Annotated in this window: 14 protein-coding genes; 10 read left to right on the forward strand and 4 right to left on the reverse strand. The window is 68.7% G+C overall.

Going from position 1 to position 15,059, the window contains the following annotated elements:
- Positions 1-76 precede the first annotated feature (76 nt).
- The gene (locus tag ACZ4WS_RS00835) at positions 77-1,564 is read left to right on the forward strand and encodes an SPFH domain-containing protein (protein WP_467975945.1); all 1,488 of its coding nucleotides are present in this window, start codon (positions 77-79) and stop codon (positions 1,562-1,564) included.
- A gap of 106 nt (positions 1,565-1,670) precedes the next feature.
- The gene (locus ACZ4WS_RS00840; protein ID WP_467975946.1) at positions 1,671-2,126 is read left to right on the forward strand and encodes a type II toxin-antitoxin system PemK/MazF family toxin; all 456 of its coding nucleotides are present in this window, start codon (positions 1,671-1,673) and stop codon (positions 2,124-2,126) included.
- 115 nt (positions 2,127-2,241) lie between these two features.
- Here the strand turns inward: ACZ4WS_RS00840 and ACZ4WS_RS00845 are convergent, their stop codons facing one another.
- Positions 2,242-3,063, reverse strand: a complete 822-nt coding sequence (locus ACZ4WS_RS00845) for a TIGR02452 family protein (protein WP_467975947.1) — start codon at positions 3,061-3,063, stop codon at positions 2,242-2,244.
- 257 nt (positions 3,064-3,320) lie between these two features.
- Here ACZ4WS_RS00845 and egtA point away from each other — a divergent pair, with 257 nt between their 5' ends.
- The 4 genes from egtA to egtD are packed head-to-tail and all read left to right on the forward strand — an operon-like array spanning position 3,321 to position 7,733.
- The gene (gene egtA / locus ACZ4WS_RS00850) at positions 3,321-4,607 is read left to right on the forward strand and encodes an ergothioneine biosynthesis glutamate--cysteine ligase EgtA (RefSeq protein WP_467975949.1); all 1,287 of its coding nucleotides are present in this window, start codon (positions 3,321-3,323) and stop codon (positions 4,605-4,607) included.
- Positions 4,604-5,947, forward strand: a complete 1,344-nt coding sequence (gene egtB / locus ACZ4WS_RS00855; protein ID WP_467975951.1) for an ergothioneine biosynthesis protein EgtB — start codon at positions 4,604-4,606, stop codon at positions 5,945-5,947. Before egtA ends, egtB begins: the two co-directional genes overlap by 4 nt.
- Positions 5,947-6,774, forward strand: coding sequence for an ergothioneine biosynthesis protein EgtC (gene egtC, locus ACZ4WS_RS00860; protein WP_467975953.1), 828 nt, complete (start codon positions 5,947-5,949; stop codon positions 6,772-6,774). The genes egtB and egtC overlap by 1 nt, the downstream gene beginning before the upstream one ends.
- Positions 6,771-7,733, forward strand: coding sequence for an L-histidine N(alpha)-methyltransferase (gene egtD / locus ACZ4WS_RS00865; protein WP_467975954.1), 963 nt, complete (start codon positions 6,771-6,773; stop codon positions 7,731-7,733). Before egtC ends, egtD begins: the two co-directional genes overlap by 4 nt.
- Before the next feature lie 40 nt (positions 7,734-7,773).
- Here egtD and ACZ4WS_RS00870 read toward each other — a convergent pair whose 3' ends face one another.
- Positions 7,774-7,977 (reverse strand): hypothetical protein, encoded by a 204-nt coding sequence (locus ACZ4WS_RS00870; protein ID WP_467975956.1) that lies wholly within the window; start codon positions 7,975-7,977, stop codon positions 7,774-7,776.
- A gap of 107 nt (positions 7,978-8,084) precedes the next feature.
- Here ACZ4WS_RS00870 and ACZ4WS_RS00875 point away from each other — a divergent pair, with 107 nt between their 5' ends.
- The 3 genes from ACZ4WS_RS00875 to ACZ4WS_RS00885 are packed head-to-tail and all read left to right on the forward strand — an operon-like array spanning position 8,085 to position 12,606.
- Positions 8,085-8,912: an FAD binding domain-containing protein gene (locus ACZ4WS_RS00875; protein WP_467975958.1), complete on the forward strand. Its 828-nt coding sequence runs from the start codon at positions 8,085-8,087 to the stop codon at positions 8,910-8,912.
- Positions 8,909-11,638, forward strand: coding sequence for a molybdopterin-dependent oxidoreductase (locus ACZ4WS_RS00880; protein WP_467975960.1), 2,730 nt, complete (start codon positions 8,909-8,911; stop codon positions 11,636-11,638). The genes ACZ4WS_RS00875 and ACZ4WS_RS00880 overlap by 4 nt, the downstream gene beginning before the upstream one ends.
- The gene (locus ACZ4WS_RS00885) at positions 11,635-12,606 is read left to right on the forward strand and encodes an antibiotic biosynthesis monooxygenase (protein WP_467975962.1); all 972 of its coding nucleotides are present in this window, start codon (positions 11,635-11,637) and stop codon (positions 12,604-12,606) included. Before ACZ4WS_RS00880 ends, ACZ4WS_RS00885 begins: the two co-directional genes overlap by 4 nt.
- A gap of 131 nt (positions 12,607-12,737) precedes the next feature.
- Here ACZ4WS_RS00885 and ACZ4WS_RS00890 read toward each other — a convergent pair whose 3' ends face one another.
- A complete protein-coding gene (locus tag ACZ4WS_RS00890) occupies positions 12,738-13,997 on the reverse strand; it encodes an extracellular solute-binding protein (RefSeq protein WP_467975964.1) in 1,260 nt (419 codons plus the stop codon).
- 224 nt (positions 13,998-14,221) lie between these two features.
- On the opposite strand from ACZ4WS_RS00890, the gene ACZ4WS_RS00895 reads away from it, so the two are divergent.
- Positions 14,222-14,437 carry a dodecin gene (locus ACZ4WS_RS00895; RefSeq protein ID WP_467975966.1) on the forward strand — a complete coding sequence of 72 codons (216 nt, stop codon included), beginning with the start codon at positions 14,222-14,224 and terminating at the stop codon, positions 14,435-14,437.
- Positions 14,438-14,503: 66 nt separating this feature from the next.
- On the opposite strand, the gene ACZ4WS_RS00900 is transcribed toward ACZ4WS_RS00895, so the two are convergent.
- Positions 14,504-14,995 carry a phosphatase domain-containing protein gene (locus ACZ4WS_RS00900; protein ID WP_467975968.1) on the reverse strand — a complete coding sequence of 164 codons (492 nt, stop codon included), beginning with the start codon at positions 14,993-14,995 and terminating at the stop codon, positions 14,504-14,506.
- Positions 14,996-15,059: the final 64 nt, after the last annotated feature.

Genomic DNA, 15,059 nt, shown 5'->3' on the forward strand with positions numbered 1-15,059 from the left:
CGTCTGTACCCCGCCCTTGCACAGGAGCACACTCCCGTTCGTTCGGTGCCGATAGGGCACCATGCAAAGGGGGCGTATGCCGATGGTTGTCGGCGTCGTGGCGGGGGCGGTTGTCCTCGCACTGATCTTCATCGTTGTGGTCTTCAAGCTCATGTGGCGTGTCGCGGAGCCCAACGAAGCGTTGATCATTTCCGGTTCGAAGCATCGGACCGAAGGCCTTGAAGAAGGCATGGGATTTCGCATCGTGACGGGGCGCGGCACGCTGGTACTGCCGGGCGTACAGGCGGTGCGCAAGATCTCGCTCGACCTCAACGAGACCGAGTTGCACGTGGACTGCGTGACCACCCAGGGCATTCCGCTGAAGGTGCGGGGCGTGGTCATCTTCAAGGTGGGCGACGACTTCGTGTCGATCGCCAACGCGGGCCGCCGCTTCCTCGACCAGCAGAAGATGATGTCGGAGCGGGTGCACAACGTGTTCGCGGGTCATCTGCGGTCGATCGTCGGCGGGTTGACCGTCGAGGACATGATCCGCGACCGGGAGAAACTGACCGGTCAGACGCGGTCCGCGTGCGGGACCGAGATGGAGAAGCTGGGTCTGATCGTCGACTCGCTGCAGATCCACGAGATCGAGGACCCGACCGGGTACATCAAGAACCTCGCGATGCCGCACGCCGCCGCCGTACAGCGGGACGCGCGCATCGCGCAGGCGGAGGCGAATCGTCTCGCCACCGAGGCCGAGCAGCAGGCCGCGGCCCGGATGTCGGAGGCCACGCGGGACAGCGAGATCCTGCAGGCCGGGTACCAGGCCGAGCGCGACAAGGCGGCCGCCAAGGCCCAGCAGGCCGGACCGCTTGCCTTCGCGGCCGCCCAACAGGACGTCGTCGTACAGGAGACGCGCGTCGCCGAACTTGAGGCGCACCGTCGTGAGCAGCAGCTCCAGGCGGACGTCCGCAAGCCCGCCGACGCGAAGGCGTACGAGACCCGTGCCCGGGCCGAGGCCGAGCGTGACGCGCGGATCTCCGCCGCGCAGGCCAAGGCCAAGGAGACCGAGCTCGCGGCCGCGGCCGAGGCGAACCGGGTCAAGACGGCCGCGAACGCCGAGGCCGAGGCGACGAAGGCCCGGGGCGTGGCCGCCGCGACGGCGACCAAGGCCACCGGTGAGGCCGAAGCCGCCGCCGCTCAGGCCAAGGGCCTCGCCGCCGCCGAGGCGACGCGGGCGCAAGGCCTCGCGGAGGCCGAGGCCATCAAGGCGCGGGCCGCCGCCCTCGCCGAGAACCAGGAGGCGGTGGTCGCCCAGCAACTCGCCGAGAACTGGCCGGAGATCGTCCAGGCGGGCGCGAGCGCGTTCGGCAACGTCGACCACATGGTGCTGCTCAACGGCGCCGACGGCATGTCGGACATGTTCGCCAAGGCGCTCACCATGGGGGGCACGGGGCTGGGCCTGGCCCGGCAGTTGCTGGCCTCGATGAACCAGAACGGGACGGCGGACAGCGGGACCGCGGGGCTCAACGGCGTGGTGCCGCCGCGTTCGGAGCGGGTGCCGGTGGAGAAGGACAAGGGGTGAATCGTTGAGACTTCGGGCGTACGGGAGTTGACCTCCGTACGCCCGAAGTCCCGCCCGTGTGGACCCACTCGGCGGGTTGCCCCGGCCAGGCTCTAACGTGGCCCGCGTGAACGCTTTTACCGGTGAAACCGATGCAGACGTCCCCGGCCGCTACGGCCCCTCCGCGACCACCGAGGCCGAGCCCCGCGAGGTGGGCCGGGTGAAGACCGAGTACTCGCCCGCGCACGACGGCGACCCCGACCCCGGCGAGATCGTCTGGACGTGGGTGCCCTTCGAGGAGAACGACGGCCGCGGCAAGGACCGCCCGGTGCTCGTCGTCGCCCGCGAGACCTCGGGCACGCTGCTCGCCGTCCAGCTCTCCAGCAAGCGGCACGACGGCGACCGGGAGTGGGTGCCGATCGGGAGCGGGCCGTGGGACCGCTCCGGGCGCGACTCGTGGGTCGACGTGGACCGGGTGCTGCGACTGTATGAGGACGGTATGCGGCGGGAGGCGTGTGCGCTGGATCGGATGCGGTTCAATTCGGTGGTGCACCGGCTGCGGGAACGCTACGGCTGGCGCTGAGCTCCGCTCTGCAGCTCCCCACGGGGTCCGCGCGGTTGGTCTCGTAGTCTCCTGGTCTCCTGCGGGCCGGATGTGGCTGATCGCGCAGTTCCCCGCGCCTCTATGGGGCGCACACCTACCCGAAGGTGCGTTCGAAGGCGGCGCGCGTCACCGCCCCCGCCGTACGGTCGAGGATCCCGAACACGACGTGGTCGAAGTACCCCTCGAAGCGGCCCTTGACCAGCAGGCCGTGGAAGGCCCCGGCGACCTCCGCCGGATCGTTCTGGAAGACGCCACAGCCCCACGCGCCGAGCACCAGTCGCCGGTAGCCGTGGGCTGCGGCCGTCTCCAGGACTCTTTCGGCGCGTATGGCCAGGGCGCGCGGCAGCTCGGCCGCGCGCTGCGGTGCGGTGCGCAGGACGACTCCCACGTTGGGTGCCGCGGCGGTCAGGAATCCGGCCGTGTACGGCTCGTCGAGCAGGCGGCCGCGGTCGTCGCGGAAGACGGGCACGGCGGGTGAGTGGATGACACGGTCCGTGTAGAACGGGTCGCGGTGGGCGCGGTGGTGATCGTAGAACTCCCGGGCCCGCAGCAGGCACGTGTACAGCGCGGAGGCCCGGCACAGGGCCTCTTCCTGGGCCTGCGCGCCGTTCAGATAGCCGCCGCCGGGATTGCGCGCCGAAGAGAAGTTCAGGACGGCGACGGGGTCCGTAGGCCCGCTCTCCCCCGTGAGACGTCGGGCGGCCTCCAGGCTGCTCTCGCCCGTGACCTCGAACAACGTGCTCACGGCGCTACCAGCCGGTATCTCCACCGGCTGCGGCCCGTACATCCGCGTCCCGGCCCGCGCGGCCTCGACCGCCGCGGCGATCGGCACCTCGCGCCCGTCGGACGCTCGATACGCGCCCGCCGCGACGATCTCCTCCGTCTGCTGCGCGATCGCGCGCAGGCGCGCGCTCATGGCGCCACCCCCGTACGCGCCATGAGCGCGCCCCACGCGCTCTCCCCCGTCGTGCTCATGAACGCATCGTGAGCGATGCTGGTCATGCGGCGCAACAGAGTTTCCCGGGCACGCAAACACTGTTTTGCGGCCCCTGAAAGCGACGATCTGCACCCTTGTGCGACCGGCGCCGGTGGTCTTGGGTGGGACGAGCGATGCCGGTCCGGCCCCACAGACGCCGGGCCGGCGGCATGGTGGAATCTCAGGAGGATCCCGACATGTCCGATTCGGTGAGTGACTGTACGGAGCACCGCTCCGCCGTCACCGAGGCCGAGGTGGAAGCGCTGGTCCGCGGCATCTGCTTCAAGACCGGACCGCCCCGGTTCCTCGGCGTGGAAGTGGAATGGCTCGTCCACGAGCTGCGGATGCCGCAGCTCCCGGTAAGACCCGCACGACTGGAAGCGGCTTACGCCGCACTGCGGACCCTGACCCTGCGTTCGGCGCTCACCGTCGAACCCGGCGGCCAGCTGGAGCTCAGCTCCCCTCCCGCCGCCTCCCTGATGGAGTGCATCGGGTGCGTCTCCGCCGACCTCGACGCCGTACGCGCGGTACTGCGCGAGGCGGATCTCGGCCTCAGTGGTTACGGCCAGGATCCCTGGAACCCTCCGAGCCGTTTTCTCCATGAGCCGCGGTACGACGCCATGGAGCGGTACCTCGACCGTGCGGGGCCCGAGGGCCGCGCCATGATGTGCAGCTCCGCCTCCGTCCAGGTCTGTCTGGACGCCGGGTACGAGGAGCCGGGGCCGCTCGGGCACGGGCGTCGCTGGTGGATGGCGCACCAGCTGGGCGCGGTCCTGGTGGCCGCGTTCGCCCACTCGCCGATGGCCCGGGGACGGCACACCGGCTGGCGCTCCACACGGCAGTCGCTGTGGGCCGCGATGGATCCCGGGCGGAGCAGCGCACCTCCCCTGGGCGGCGAGCCGCGTGCCGCCTGGGCCCGGCACGTGCTGGACGCGCCGGTGATGTGCGTACGGGCGTCCAGCGGCCCCTGGGACGTGCCCGAAGGCATGAGTTTCCGGGCGTGGACCCGGTCCGGCGCACCGCCGAACCGGACCGATCTCGACTATCACCTCACGACCCTGTTCCCGCCGGTCCGCCCGCGCGGGCATCTGGAGCTCCGCATGATCGACGCGCAGCCGGGCGACGACGGATGGATCGTGCCGCTCGCCGTGACGACGGCGCTGTTCGACGACCCGGAGGCCGCCGAGATCGCCTACCGGACCGTCAAACCCCTTGCGGAGCGGGCGGATTCGCTGCCGGCTCCGCGCAATGCGCTGTGGCGGGACGCCGCCCGGTACGGCCTGGCCGATGCCGAGCTGCGCGAGGCCGCCGTCACCTGTTTCGCCGCGGCGGCCGAGGCCCTGCCCCGGCTCGGCGCCACCACCGAGGTCCTGGACGCCGTCGCGGAGTTCACCGACCGCTATGTGGCCCGGGGCCGCTGCCCGGCCGACGACCTGCTCAGCCGGCTCAACGGTCAGTTCCACGGGAAGGACATCCGCACATGACCGCCCCCGACACCGCCCACGATTCGCTCACGGACCCCGAGTCGCTCAGGGAGCGCGCCCTGGACGCGCTGACCACGGCCCGCGACCGCACCGCGCTCCTCACGTCCTGCGTGGACGAGCCCGAACTGACCGCGCAGCACTCGCCGTTGATGTCCCCGCTGGTGTGGGACCTCGCGCACATCGGCAACCAGGAGGAGCTGTGGCTGTTGCGGGCGGTCGCGGGGCGTACGGCGATGCGGCCCGAGATCGACGGCCTCTACGACGCGTTCGAGCATCCGCGCGCCGAGCGGCCCTCGCTGCCGCTGCTGCCGCCCACCGAGGCCCGCCAGTACGCGGCCGAGGTACGCGGCCGGGCGCTGGACGTCCTGGAGAGCACCGCGTTCCAGGGCACGCGGCTGACCGAGGCGGGCTTCGCCTTCGGGATGATCGCGCAGCACGAACAGCAGCACGACGAGACGATGCTGATCACCCATCAGCTCCGCAAGGGACCGGCCGCTCTGACAGCACCGGATCCCGCGCCCGCGCCCCTGTTCACCGGACCGGCCGAAGTCCTGGTGCCCGGCGGCCCGTTCACGATGGGCACGTCCACCGAGCCGTGGGCGCTGGACAACGAGCGGCCCGCGCACCGGCGCGAGGTACCGGCGTTCTTCATCGACACCACACCGGTGACGAACGCCGCCTATCAGGCCTTCATCGAGGACGGCGGCTACGACACCGAACGCTGGTGGAGTCCGGCGGGCTGGGACCACATCCGGACGCACGGCGTCGAAGCGCCGCTGTTCTGGCGCCGCGAGGGCGGGCAGTGGCTGCGCCGCCGCTTCGGCGCCACCGAGCCCGTACCGCGCGACGAGCCGGTGCTGCACGTCTGCTGGTACGAGGCCGACGCGTACGCGCGCTGGGCGGGACGGCGACTGCCCAGCGAGGCCGAGTGGGAGAAGGCGGCCCGCCACGACCCGGCGTCCGACCGCTCCACCCGCTACCCGTGGGGCGACGCCGACCCCACGCCCGAGCACGCCAACCTCGGCCAGCGCCATCTGCGCCCGGCTCCGGCCGGGAGCTATCCGGCAGGGGAATCGCCCCTCGGAGTACGGCAGTTGATCGGTGATGTGTGGGAATGGACGTCGAGCGACCTGCTGCCCTACCCCGGCTTCGCGGCCTTCCCGTACAAGGAGTACTCGGAGGTGTTCTTCGGGCCGGAGTACAAGGTGCTGCGCGGTGGCTCGTTCGCCGTGGACCCGGTGGCCTGCCGGGGCACGTTCCGTAACTGGGACTATCCGATCAGGCGGCAGATCTTCTCCGGGTTCCGTACGGCACGGGACGCCGGGCCCGGGAGTTCCTGATGTGCCGTCATCTCGCGTTCCTGGGACCCGCGGAGCCGCTCGGCGCGCTCCTCGTCGAACCGCCGCACAGCCTGTACCGGCAGTCGTGGGCCCCACGGCGGCAGCGGTACGGGACGGTCAACGCCGATGGCTTCGGGGTGGGTTGGTACGCCGAGGGGGATCCCGTGCCCGCTCGCTACCGCCGTGCCGGGCCCATCTGGGGCGATCAGTCGTTCGCGGACCTGGCCCGGGTCATCAGGACCACCGCGCTGCTCGCCGCGGTGCGGGACGCGACCGTGGCGGGCGCGGACGGGGAGGCCGCGGCGGCGCCGTTCGCCGCGGGCCCCTGGCTGTTCAGCCACAACGGCGCCGTCCTCGGGTGGCCGGGATCGCTCGCACCACTCGTCCCGACCCTGCCCGCGGTGGAGTTGCTGTCGCTGGAGGCCCGCTGCGACTCGGCGCTCGTCTGGGCGCTGCTCCTGCACCGGCTGCGTGGCGGCGACGGCGGGAGTCAGGCGCTGGCCGACACGGTCCTGGAGGTCGCCGAGGCGGCGCCCGGATCCCGGCTCAACCTGCTGCTCACCAACGGCGAGACGATCACGGCGGCGGCCTGGGGCGACACCCTCTGGTATCTCGCCCAGCCCGGCCGCCGCACCGTCGTGGCCTCCGAGCCCTACGACGACGACCCGCACTGGCAGGAGGTCCCCGACCGCACACTCCTCGCGGCGAGCCGCACCGAGGTACTGCTCACGCCGCTCAAGGACATGAACGACCACATGGCATCCTCCCCCACTCTCGGCTCCGCTCGAGCGGGGGGACCCCCATCGCCGAAGGAGCCCCGTACGTGAGCCCGTTCCTTCTCACCCGCACCCTGCCCGAGGACGCCACGGAGGCCGCCCTGCGTGCCGACGTCCTGCACGGCCTCACCCGCACACCCAAAACGCTGCCGCCGAAGTGGTTCTACGACGCGCAGGGCAGCGAGCTCTTCGAGAAGATCACCGAACTGCCCGAGTACTACCCCACCCGCGCCGAGCGCGAGATCCTGATCGCCCGTGCGCCCGAGATCGCCGCGGCGACCGGCGCGCGCACCCTCGTCGAGCTGGGTTCCGGCTCGTCCGAGAAGACGCGGTATCTGCTCGACGCGATGCCGGGACTGCACACGTACATGCCCGTCGACGTCAGCGAGAGTGCCCTCACCCAGGCCGGGCAGGCCCTGATCGCCGAGCGTCCCGACCTCAACGTGCACGCGCTGATCGCCGACTTCACCGGTGGTCTCTCGCTTCCCGGCACGCCCGGACCGCGGCTCGTGGCGTTCCTCGGCGGCACGATCGGCAATCTGCTGCCCGCCGAACGCGCCACCTTCCTGGCCTCCGTACGGGCCCTGCTGTCGCCCGGCGACGCGCTGCTGCTCGGCACGGATCTCGTCAAGGACGAGTCGGTGCTGGTCGCCGCGTACGACGACGCGGCCGGGGTGACGGCCGCGTTCAACAAGAACGTGCTGACCGTCGTCGACCGTGAGCTCGACGCCGACTTCGACCTCGATGCCTTCGATCATGTCGCTCTCTGGGACGCCGAGCACGAGTGGATCGAGATGCGGCTGCGCTCGCGTACCGCGCAGACCGTGAAGATCCCCGCCCTCGACCTGGTCGTCGACTTCTCGGAAGGCGAGGAACTGCGCACCGAGATCTCGGCGAAGTTCCGCACGGAGGGCGTACGCTCCGAACTGGCCACGGCAGGCTTCGAATTGACCCATTGGTGGACGGACCAGGAGGGCCGCTTCGCGCTGTCGTTGAGCAGGGCCGGATAGCAGCCGCCGCTGAGCGGGATGTGACTACTGACGAAAGTTGTCACATACGGACGCTTGTTGCCACCATGATCAGCTTGCCGGCCGACGGTGAAAAGTACGGCGGCCGCAAGCTGGTCATGTTTTCAAGCATCACGACTTCGCGCCGAAGCCCTGACTTGGCGAGGCCGGCCCCTTCTGCGATATCCTTGACATGAATCTCTTCTCCCGCCGGTCTTTCCTCGAGCAGTTCGACCGAAGCGGCCATATTTCGGTTCTGTCGCTTGAGGTTGGGCCGCCCCCAGCGCGCATCGCGACCCGTCGACATTCGACGCATGTATCGAGCCGAGTGTCCGCAATCGAAATAAGTACGCCATGGACCTCAACACCATCACCGAAGTCATCAGGCGACCGTCCGATCGGCCCGGCGTGGACTGGCGCGAAGGCGACGCTTGGCTCGCAGGCGGAACGTGGCTGTATTCCGCGGAGCAGCCACGCCTGCGCCGCCTGATCGACTTGACAGCGTTGCGTTGGGATGCCCTCGTCCCGAGCGACGCGGGCCTCGAAATCGGCGCGACGTGCACCATCCGCGACCTGTATGCCTTTGCGCCGCCAGGTGATTGGATCGCGGGCCCGCTCTTCGCGAAAAGCTGCGAGGCGTTTCTGTCCTCGTTCAAAGTCTGGAGCTCGGCGACCGTGGGCGGCAATATCTGCATGTCCTTGCCTGCCGGCCCCATGATCACGCTGACGGTCGCACTCGAGGCACAGTACGAGCTGTGGGCTGCTGACGGCTCCACGCGCATCGTCGATGCCCTCGACTTCGTGACGGGCGACAATCAGAACATTCTTACTCCCGGGGAAATCTTGCGGCGCATCAGCATTCCGGCGCGCGCCCTGAGGAAACGCACCGCACACCGCCGCTTCACACTGACCCACCTCGGCCGGTCGACGGTGTTCCTCATCGGAACTCAGACGCCAGGAACGAGCGACCTGCTGCTCACCGTCACAGCCGGCACTACACGGCCTGTGCGCATCGCTTTCGACACCATGCCCGATGCCCGAACTCTGCAGCAGAGCATCGACGTTGTCCCCGCCCAGGTCTGGTTCGCCGATCCCAACGGGACCCCCGACCACCGTCACCACCTGACACAACACTTCGCCGAAGAGATCCGTCACGAACTCATAGCTGGGAGCCCGGCATGACTTACATCGTGAACGGCAAGAGCTTCGACGAAGAACCAGACCCCGGCCAGTGCCTGCGCACCTTCCTCCGCTCACTCGGCCACTATGGCGTCAAAAAGGGCTGCGACGCGGGCGATTGCGGCGCGTGCACGGTGTGGGTCGACGGCGACCCGGTACACAGCTGCATCACCCCTGCTTTCCGCGCAGACGGTCGCCAGGTGACGACGATCGAAGGCATCGGATCACCCGGCAACCTGCATCCCATGCAGCGACAGTTCCGCGACGCCCCGGGGTTCCAATGCGGTTTCTGCACCGCAGGGATGATCATGACGTCGGCGACGTTCACCGAGGCCCAGAAAAAGGACTTGCCACGGGCGTTGAAGGGCAACCTCTGCCGCTGCACCGGCTATCGGGGGATCGAGGATGCCGTGAAGGGCGTCGTCGGCGTAGAGACGGCCGCGCCGGGAAAGGCCGTCGGGACGAGTGTCAGTGCGCCGGCCGCCAATGACGTGGTCACCGGTCGCGCCGAGTTCACGATGGACACCCGCATCGAAGGCATGCTGCACCTCAAGGTGCTGCACTCACCACACGCCCACGCCCGGATCGTCTCGATCGACAAGACCGCCGCACTCGCAGTTCCCGGCGTGCATCGCGTCTACACCTGGGAAGATGTGCCGCGCAAGCGTTTTACTACGGCGATCCACACCGACCACCTTGTCGATCCGGACGACACCTTCATCCTCGACAACACGGTCCGCTTCGTCGGCCAACGCGTCGTTGCGGTCCTGGCAGAAACGGTCGGGGCGGCAGAAGAGGGCTGCCGAAGGGTCGTTGTCGAATACGAGGAAATGCCGGCAGTATTCGACCCCGAAGAGGCAATGGCCGAGGGGGCGCCACAGATACACGGGACGGTCGATCCCTTCGTCCACGATCCCGTCCACAACATCTTGCTCGAGATCCATTCCCACATCGGCGACATCGACGCGGGGTTCGCCGCAGCCGACGTGATCCACGAAGGCACGTACTCCTCACCGCGAGTGCAACACGCGCATCTCGAAACCCACGGCTCGATTGCCTGGATGGAGAACGGTCGTCTGAACGTCCGTACCAGTTCGCAGTCGCCGTCGATCGCGAAAGTAAAACTCTCCCATCTGTTCGGGCTGCGCCCGGACCAACTCCGCGTGTTCTGCAAACGCGTTGGCGGCGGCTTCGGTGGCAAACAGGAAGTGATCTCGGAGGATCTGGCCGCGCTCGCCACCCTGGACACCGGGCGACCCGTCTGCTTCGAGTACACCCGCGAGGAGGAGTTCACAACGGCTTCGCCACGGCATCCGATGACGTTGACGGTCAAGCTCGGCGCGAAGGCAAACGGAACGCTCACGGCGTTCCAAGTCCGCAATGTGTCGAACACGGGCGCCTACGGCAACCACGGCGGCGAAACGCTGTATGCGGGTGGCTCTGCCGTCATGATCTACCGCTGCCCCAACAAGAAGTACGACGCGTTCTCCGTCTATACGAACACCGTTCCGAGCGGGGCGCTGCGCGGTTACGGGATGACGCAACCGGCGTACGCCGTGGAATCGGCGATGGACGAACTGGCCCGCGCATTGCACATCGATCCGCTCGAACTGCGACGACGCAATATCGTGCGACCGGGTGAGCCGCTCGTCGCCATGGATGACGGCCCCGACGACGTGCTGTTCACCGAGGACGGACTCGCGAAGTGCATCGATCTGGTGGGCAACGCCATGGCCCGTACAGCCGATGAGCCGTCCCCCGGCCCCGGATGGCTCGTCGGGGCCGGCGTCGCGAGTTCCATGCACGAGACCGCGCCCCCAACCGAACACATCTCCGAGGCCTGGGTCACGCTGGGCGACGACCTCATCTACGAGTTGGCGGTCGGAACAGTCGAATTCGGCGAGGGTACGTCGACCGCGCATGTCCAGATCGCGGCCAACCAGCTGGGCACGACGCCTTCACGGATTCGCCTGGTGCAGTCCGACACCGACCGCACGGGATTCGACACCGGCGCCTTCGCGAGTGCAGGTCTTTTCGTGTCGGGCAACGCGGTACTTCGAGCGGCCAATGCCGTGCGCGACCGCATCCTGGAATTTGCTGCCGCGCATACGGGTGTCCATGTCGTGATGTGCTCGATGGACGACGAGGGTGTCCTCTGCGGCGACCAGCGCGTGTCGTTGGCCGAGCTCGTCGCCTTGGCCCGAGCGCGCGGAATTCGATTCACCGCCGCCCGCAAGGCCTACGGATCACCCCGAAGCATCGTCTCCAACACGCAGGGGTTCCGCATCGCCGTCCATAGGGTGACCGGTGAGATCCGTATCCTTTACAGCGTCCAGGCGACCGACGCTGCCGTAGTGATCAACCCCGCCCAGGTCCGCGGACAGGTGGAAGGCGGTGTCGCCCAGGGAATCGGCTTCACGCTGACCGAGAATTTCCACGTCGACGCGAACGGCGTCATGGTCAACCCGAACCTCCGCAACTACCGCATCCCCACCTACGCCGACATCCCCCGCACCGACCTGCTCCTGGTGGACTCGTCGGATTCCGTTGGGCCCATGCGGTCGAAGGGGATGGCGGAATGCTGTATCAACCCGGTGGCCCCCGCGTTGGCCAATGCGCTCCATGACGCCACGGGTGTCCGCTACCGGGCGCTGCCCCTGACTCCGGAACGGATTTACAGCCGACTCAGCGAAAAACAGTCGGCGCGTGCGGACGGCCTGAGCAAATGAACACCGAAAAGCTTCAAGAAGCCGAGGCGACGGTGATCATCGGCCAGAAGGTTCTGCCCGGACTGGAGCGGGAGTACGAAGCGTGGCAGGAGAGCGTCAACGTCGCCGCCGCCGACTACCCCGGGCACCTCGGCGCCGAGATCTCCCGGCCGACACCCCTGCAACCCGACTGGGTTGTCGTATACCGATTCGACTCGATAGCCCATCTACAAGCGTGGATCAACGGAGCAACCAGGCAGAGTCTTCTCGATATCGGCAGGAAATATTTTGACGGTCCCGGAACCCAGCAGGTCATCAGCGGCGGCACACACCCGACGGATCCGCTGGTGACCGTCGTGGTTACCCACCGCGTCCACCCGAACCAGGTAGACGACTTTCTCGAGTGGCAGCGCCAAATGAACGAGGAGGAGAACAAATTCGAAGGCTTTCGCGGAACCGAGCTCTTCCGCCCCGTCGAGGGACTTCAGAACGAATGGACCACACTGTACCGATTCGACAACGCCGAGCACCTTGATGCCTGGCTGACGTCGGCCAAGCGGCAGGAGGTTCTCGCTGAAGGCAAGAAGTTCAACGACTTCAAACTCCGCACGATCGACAACTCGTTCGGCAGCTGGTTCGCCTTCGAAGAGAACGGCGAGGAAGCGCCACCGCCCTCGGAAACCAAAACCGCCATCGCGGTCTGGGTCGGCTTGTACCCGACCGTTGTGCTGCTGACGCTCGCCCTGTCGCCGCTGAAGATGCCGCTCTGGCTCGGGCTGCTCGTGGGCAACCTGTTTTCGAGCTTCATCATGAGCTTCTTCACGATGCCCTACTACGTGAACCGGCTGCTCAAGCGGTGGCTGCGGCCGTCACCGGACGAACCGGCGGCGAAGACCAACCTCGCCGGCCTCGGCACCGTCGCCGCGGTGACCGTGTTCTGGGTCGCTGTCTTCTACGTCGTGACGACCCAGATCTGGACGCTGCCCTGACCGGTCACGAGGGTCGGCGAAACCGTCGCGGAAACCCGGAAACCGTCGCGGAAACCCGGAAACCGTCGCGGAAACCCGGAAGCCGTCGCTCCATGCCTCCTGCCGCATGCCGCAGGAGGCATGAGCATCCGTCACCCGGTGTTCCCCGCCAGCGTCTCCGTGATGCGGCGGGCGGCGCGCCGGGCCTCGGTCGCCGGGTCCGATCCGGTGAGGACCTTGGTCATGTAGTCCTTGATCGGGTTGTCGGCCTCGACGGCGGCCCACTCCGGCGAGGCGGGGGTGGCGCGGCCCTGCGCGGCGCCCGCCGCCATGGCCGCGGCTCCTTCCTCGCCCGCCACCGCACCCGCGAGCGTCGTCTTGTTGGGCACGTAGTTCATCGTCCGGGCCAGCTCGGTCTGCCACTTGGCGCCGGCGAGCGCCCCGACGACGGCCGTGGCGGCCCGGCGGTCCGCCGTGTTCTTGGGCACCACGAGATCGGAGCCGCCGGTGAAGACCGCGCCGGGTGCCGCGGCCGTCTTGCCGGGGACCGGGAAGAAGCCCAGCTTGTCCTTGAGCGCGGGGTTCTTCTGCACGATGGCCTGGACGAGCCCGGGCACGGCCACGAGTTGCGCCACGCGGCCCTTGGCGAACACCCCGGCCTGCGGCGGGTGTTCCTCGTCGGCGTCCAGGGGGCCGTCGCCGAGTGCCTGCAGGCGCCGGTAGAAGTCCATGCCCCGCAGGGCGGCGGGCGTCTGCAGACTGCCCTCCCAGGTCCCGGAGGACTCCTTCGCCAGGTCACCACCCTCGTCCCAGATGAACCCGGCGAGGGTGTACCAGTCCTGTCCGGCCAGGTAGATCCCCTGGTTCCCGCCGGAGTTGAGCCGCTGGGTGTCCGCGATCCACTGGTCGCGGGTCTGCGGCGGCTGCTCGATGCCGGCCTGCGCGAACAGGTCCTTGCGGTAGATGACGACGCGGTTGGCCGCGTACCACGGGATGCCGTACTGGTGGTGGTTGAAGCTGCCGGGCTGGGCCAGGCCCGGGAGCCAGTCCTCCATGCCCCAGTCGGCCATCGACTCGATGGTGAGGTCGTACAGTCCGCCGTCGTCCACGTACTGCGCGACCTGGGTGTTGCCCACCTCGATGACGTCGGGCCCGTCCCCGCCCTCCTTCTTCAGCGCCGTCTGGACCTTCTCGACGATCCCGGTCCACTGCTGGATACGGATGTCCAGGTCGATGTCACCGTGGGTCTGCTCGAAATCAGCGGTGAAACGCGTCAGGAACTCCTTGGACGCGCTGTCCTTCATCAGCCACACCGTGACGGTCCGCCGCTCGGAGCCTCCTCCCGGCAGGACACTGCACGCGGTGAGCAGGGTGGCGGTCACACATACGAGGGCGAGAAGGCGACGTCTCACGAGGGGTCCTGTTCTGTCTGGCGGACAGGGGAGGGGGGGCCCGACGTGGGGGGGCGAGCTCAGCACTCGCACGGGTGTGCTGGATTTTGGTATGGACCAATCAAGTCCGTCAAGGGCGGCTACTCAGTCACCCGGCGTACCCCGGCCATCTCGCGGACCGCCGCGCTGTGGGGCACCGTGGAATGACGCGTGGCACACCCGCCACGGCGGAGAGGAGCACCCGCATGTCCGAGCACACGTACCGGGTCACCGAGATCGTCGGTACCTCCCACGAGGGCGTCGACCAGGCCATTCGTAATGGCATCACGCGCGCCTCGCAGACCCTGCGCAACCTGGACTGGTTCGAGGTCACGCAGGTCAGGGGGCAGATCGCGAACGGGCAGATCGAGCACTACCAGGTCGGCCTGAAGGTCGGATTCCGCCTGGAGGAGGGCGACTGACGCCTCCAGGGACCATCCCTCGGATCCGCAGGCCCGCGAGCGCGGGGCCAGTGCCCCACGGCCCTCTCAGGTCCGCCCTTCCCGCTCCTGCGCGTCCTTCAGCGCCTCGGACGCGGTCGCCCAGCGTGCCCGTACGACCTTGAAGCCCGCCCGTTCCGCGTCCTCGCAGACGAGTTCGTCGTCGTCCACGAGGACGCGGATCTCGCGGTCGCGGGCGAGCCGGCGGAGGATCTCCAGCTTGGTGCTGCGGGCGGGCCTGCGGTCGCCGTTGCGCCGCATCCAGATGTGCCCCTCGGGCAGCCCCTGGGCGGCCAGCCAGTCGACGGTGTCACGGCGGCACCGCTCGGGGCGACCGGTCAGGTAGACCACCTCGCACTCCTCCGCGCTCTTCAGCGCCAGGGCCACCCCCTCGGCGAGCGGCGGATCCTGCGGCGCGGCCGCGAAGAACGCGTCCCAGTCCCGAGGCTTGCACTCCAGGAACCGCTGCCGGTGCGCGGTGTCCGCGAGTGTGCCGTCCAGGTCGAAGACGGCGAGTGGTCTGCTGCTCTTCTGCGTCACGCGGACCACCCTAAACAGGCCCCGGGGCACCCCGCGCCCCGCATGCGCCGATCCCCCAGGTGAA

This window comes from Streptomyces sp. NPDC029292 (genome assembly GCF_055569295.1).

Excerpts from the sequence above, each read along its gene's own strand:
- ACZ4WS_RS00835 (WP_467975945.1), top strand. The coding sequence starts at position 77 with ATGCCGATGGTTGTCGGCGTCGTGGCGGGGGCGGTTGTCCTCGCACTG.
- ACZ4WS_RS00845 (WP_467975947.1), bottom strand. The coding sequence starts at position 3,063 with ATGAGCGCGCGCCTGCGCGCGATCGCGCAGCAGACGGAGGAGATCGTC.
- egtA (WP_467975949.1), top strand. The coding sequence starts at position 3,321 with ATGTCCGATTCGGTGAGTGACTGTACGGAGCACCGCTCCGCCGTCACC.
- egtB (WP_467975951.1), top strand. The coding sequence starts at position 4,604 with ATGACCGCCCCCGACACCGCCCACGATTCGCTCACGGACCCCGAGTCG.
- egtC (WP_467975953.1), top strand. The coding sequence starts at position 5,947 with ATGTGCCGTCATCTCGCGTTCCTGGGACCCGCGGAGCCGCTCGGCGCG.
- ACZ4WS_RS00870 (WP_467975956.1), bottom strand. The coding sequence starts at position 7,977 with ATGGCCGCTTCGGTCGAACTGCTCGAGGAAAGACCGGCGGGAGAAGAG.
- ACZ4WS_RS00875 (WP_467975958.1), top strand. The coding sequence starts at position 8,085 with ATGGACCTCAACACCATCACCGAAGTCATCAGGCGACCGTCCGATCGG.
- ACZ4WS_RS00880 (WP_467975960.1), top strand. The coding sequence starts at position 8,909 with ATGACTTACATCGTGAACGGCAAGAGCTTCGACGAAGAACCAGACCCC.
- ACZ4WS_RS00885 (WP_467975962.1), top strand. The coding sequence starts at position 11,635 with ATGAACACCGAAAAGCTTCAAGAAGCCGAGGCGACGGTGATCATCGGC.
- ACZ4WS_RS00895 (WP_467975966.1), top strand. The coding sequence starts at position 14,222 with ATGTCCGAGCACACGTACCGGGTCACCGAGATCGTCGGTACCTCCCAC.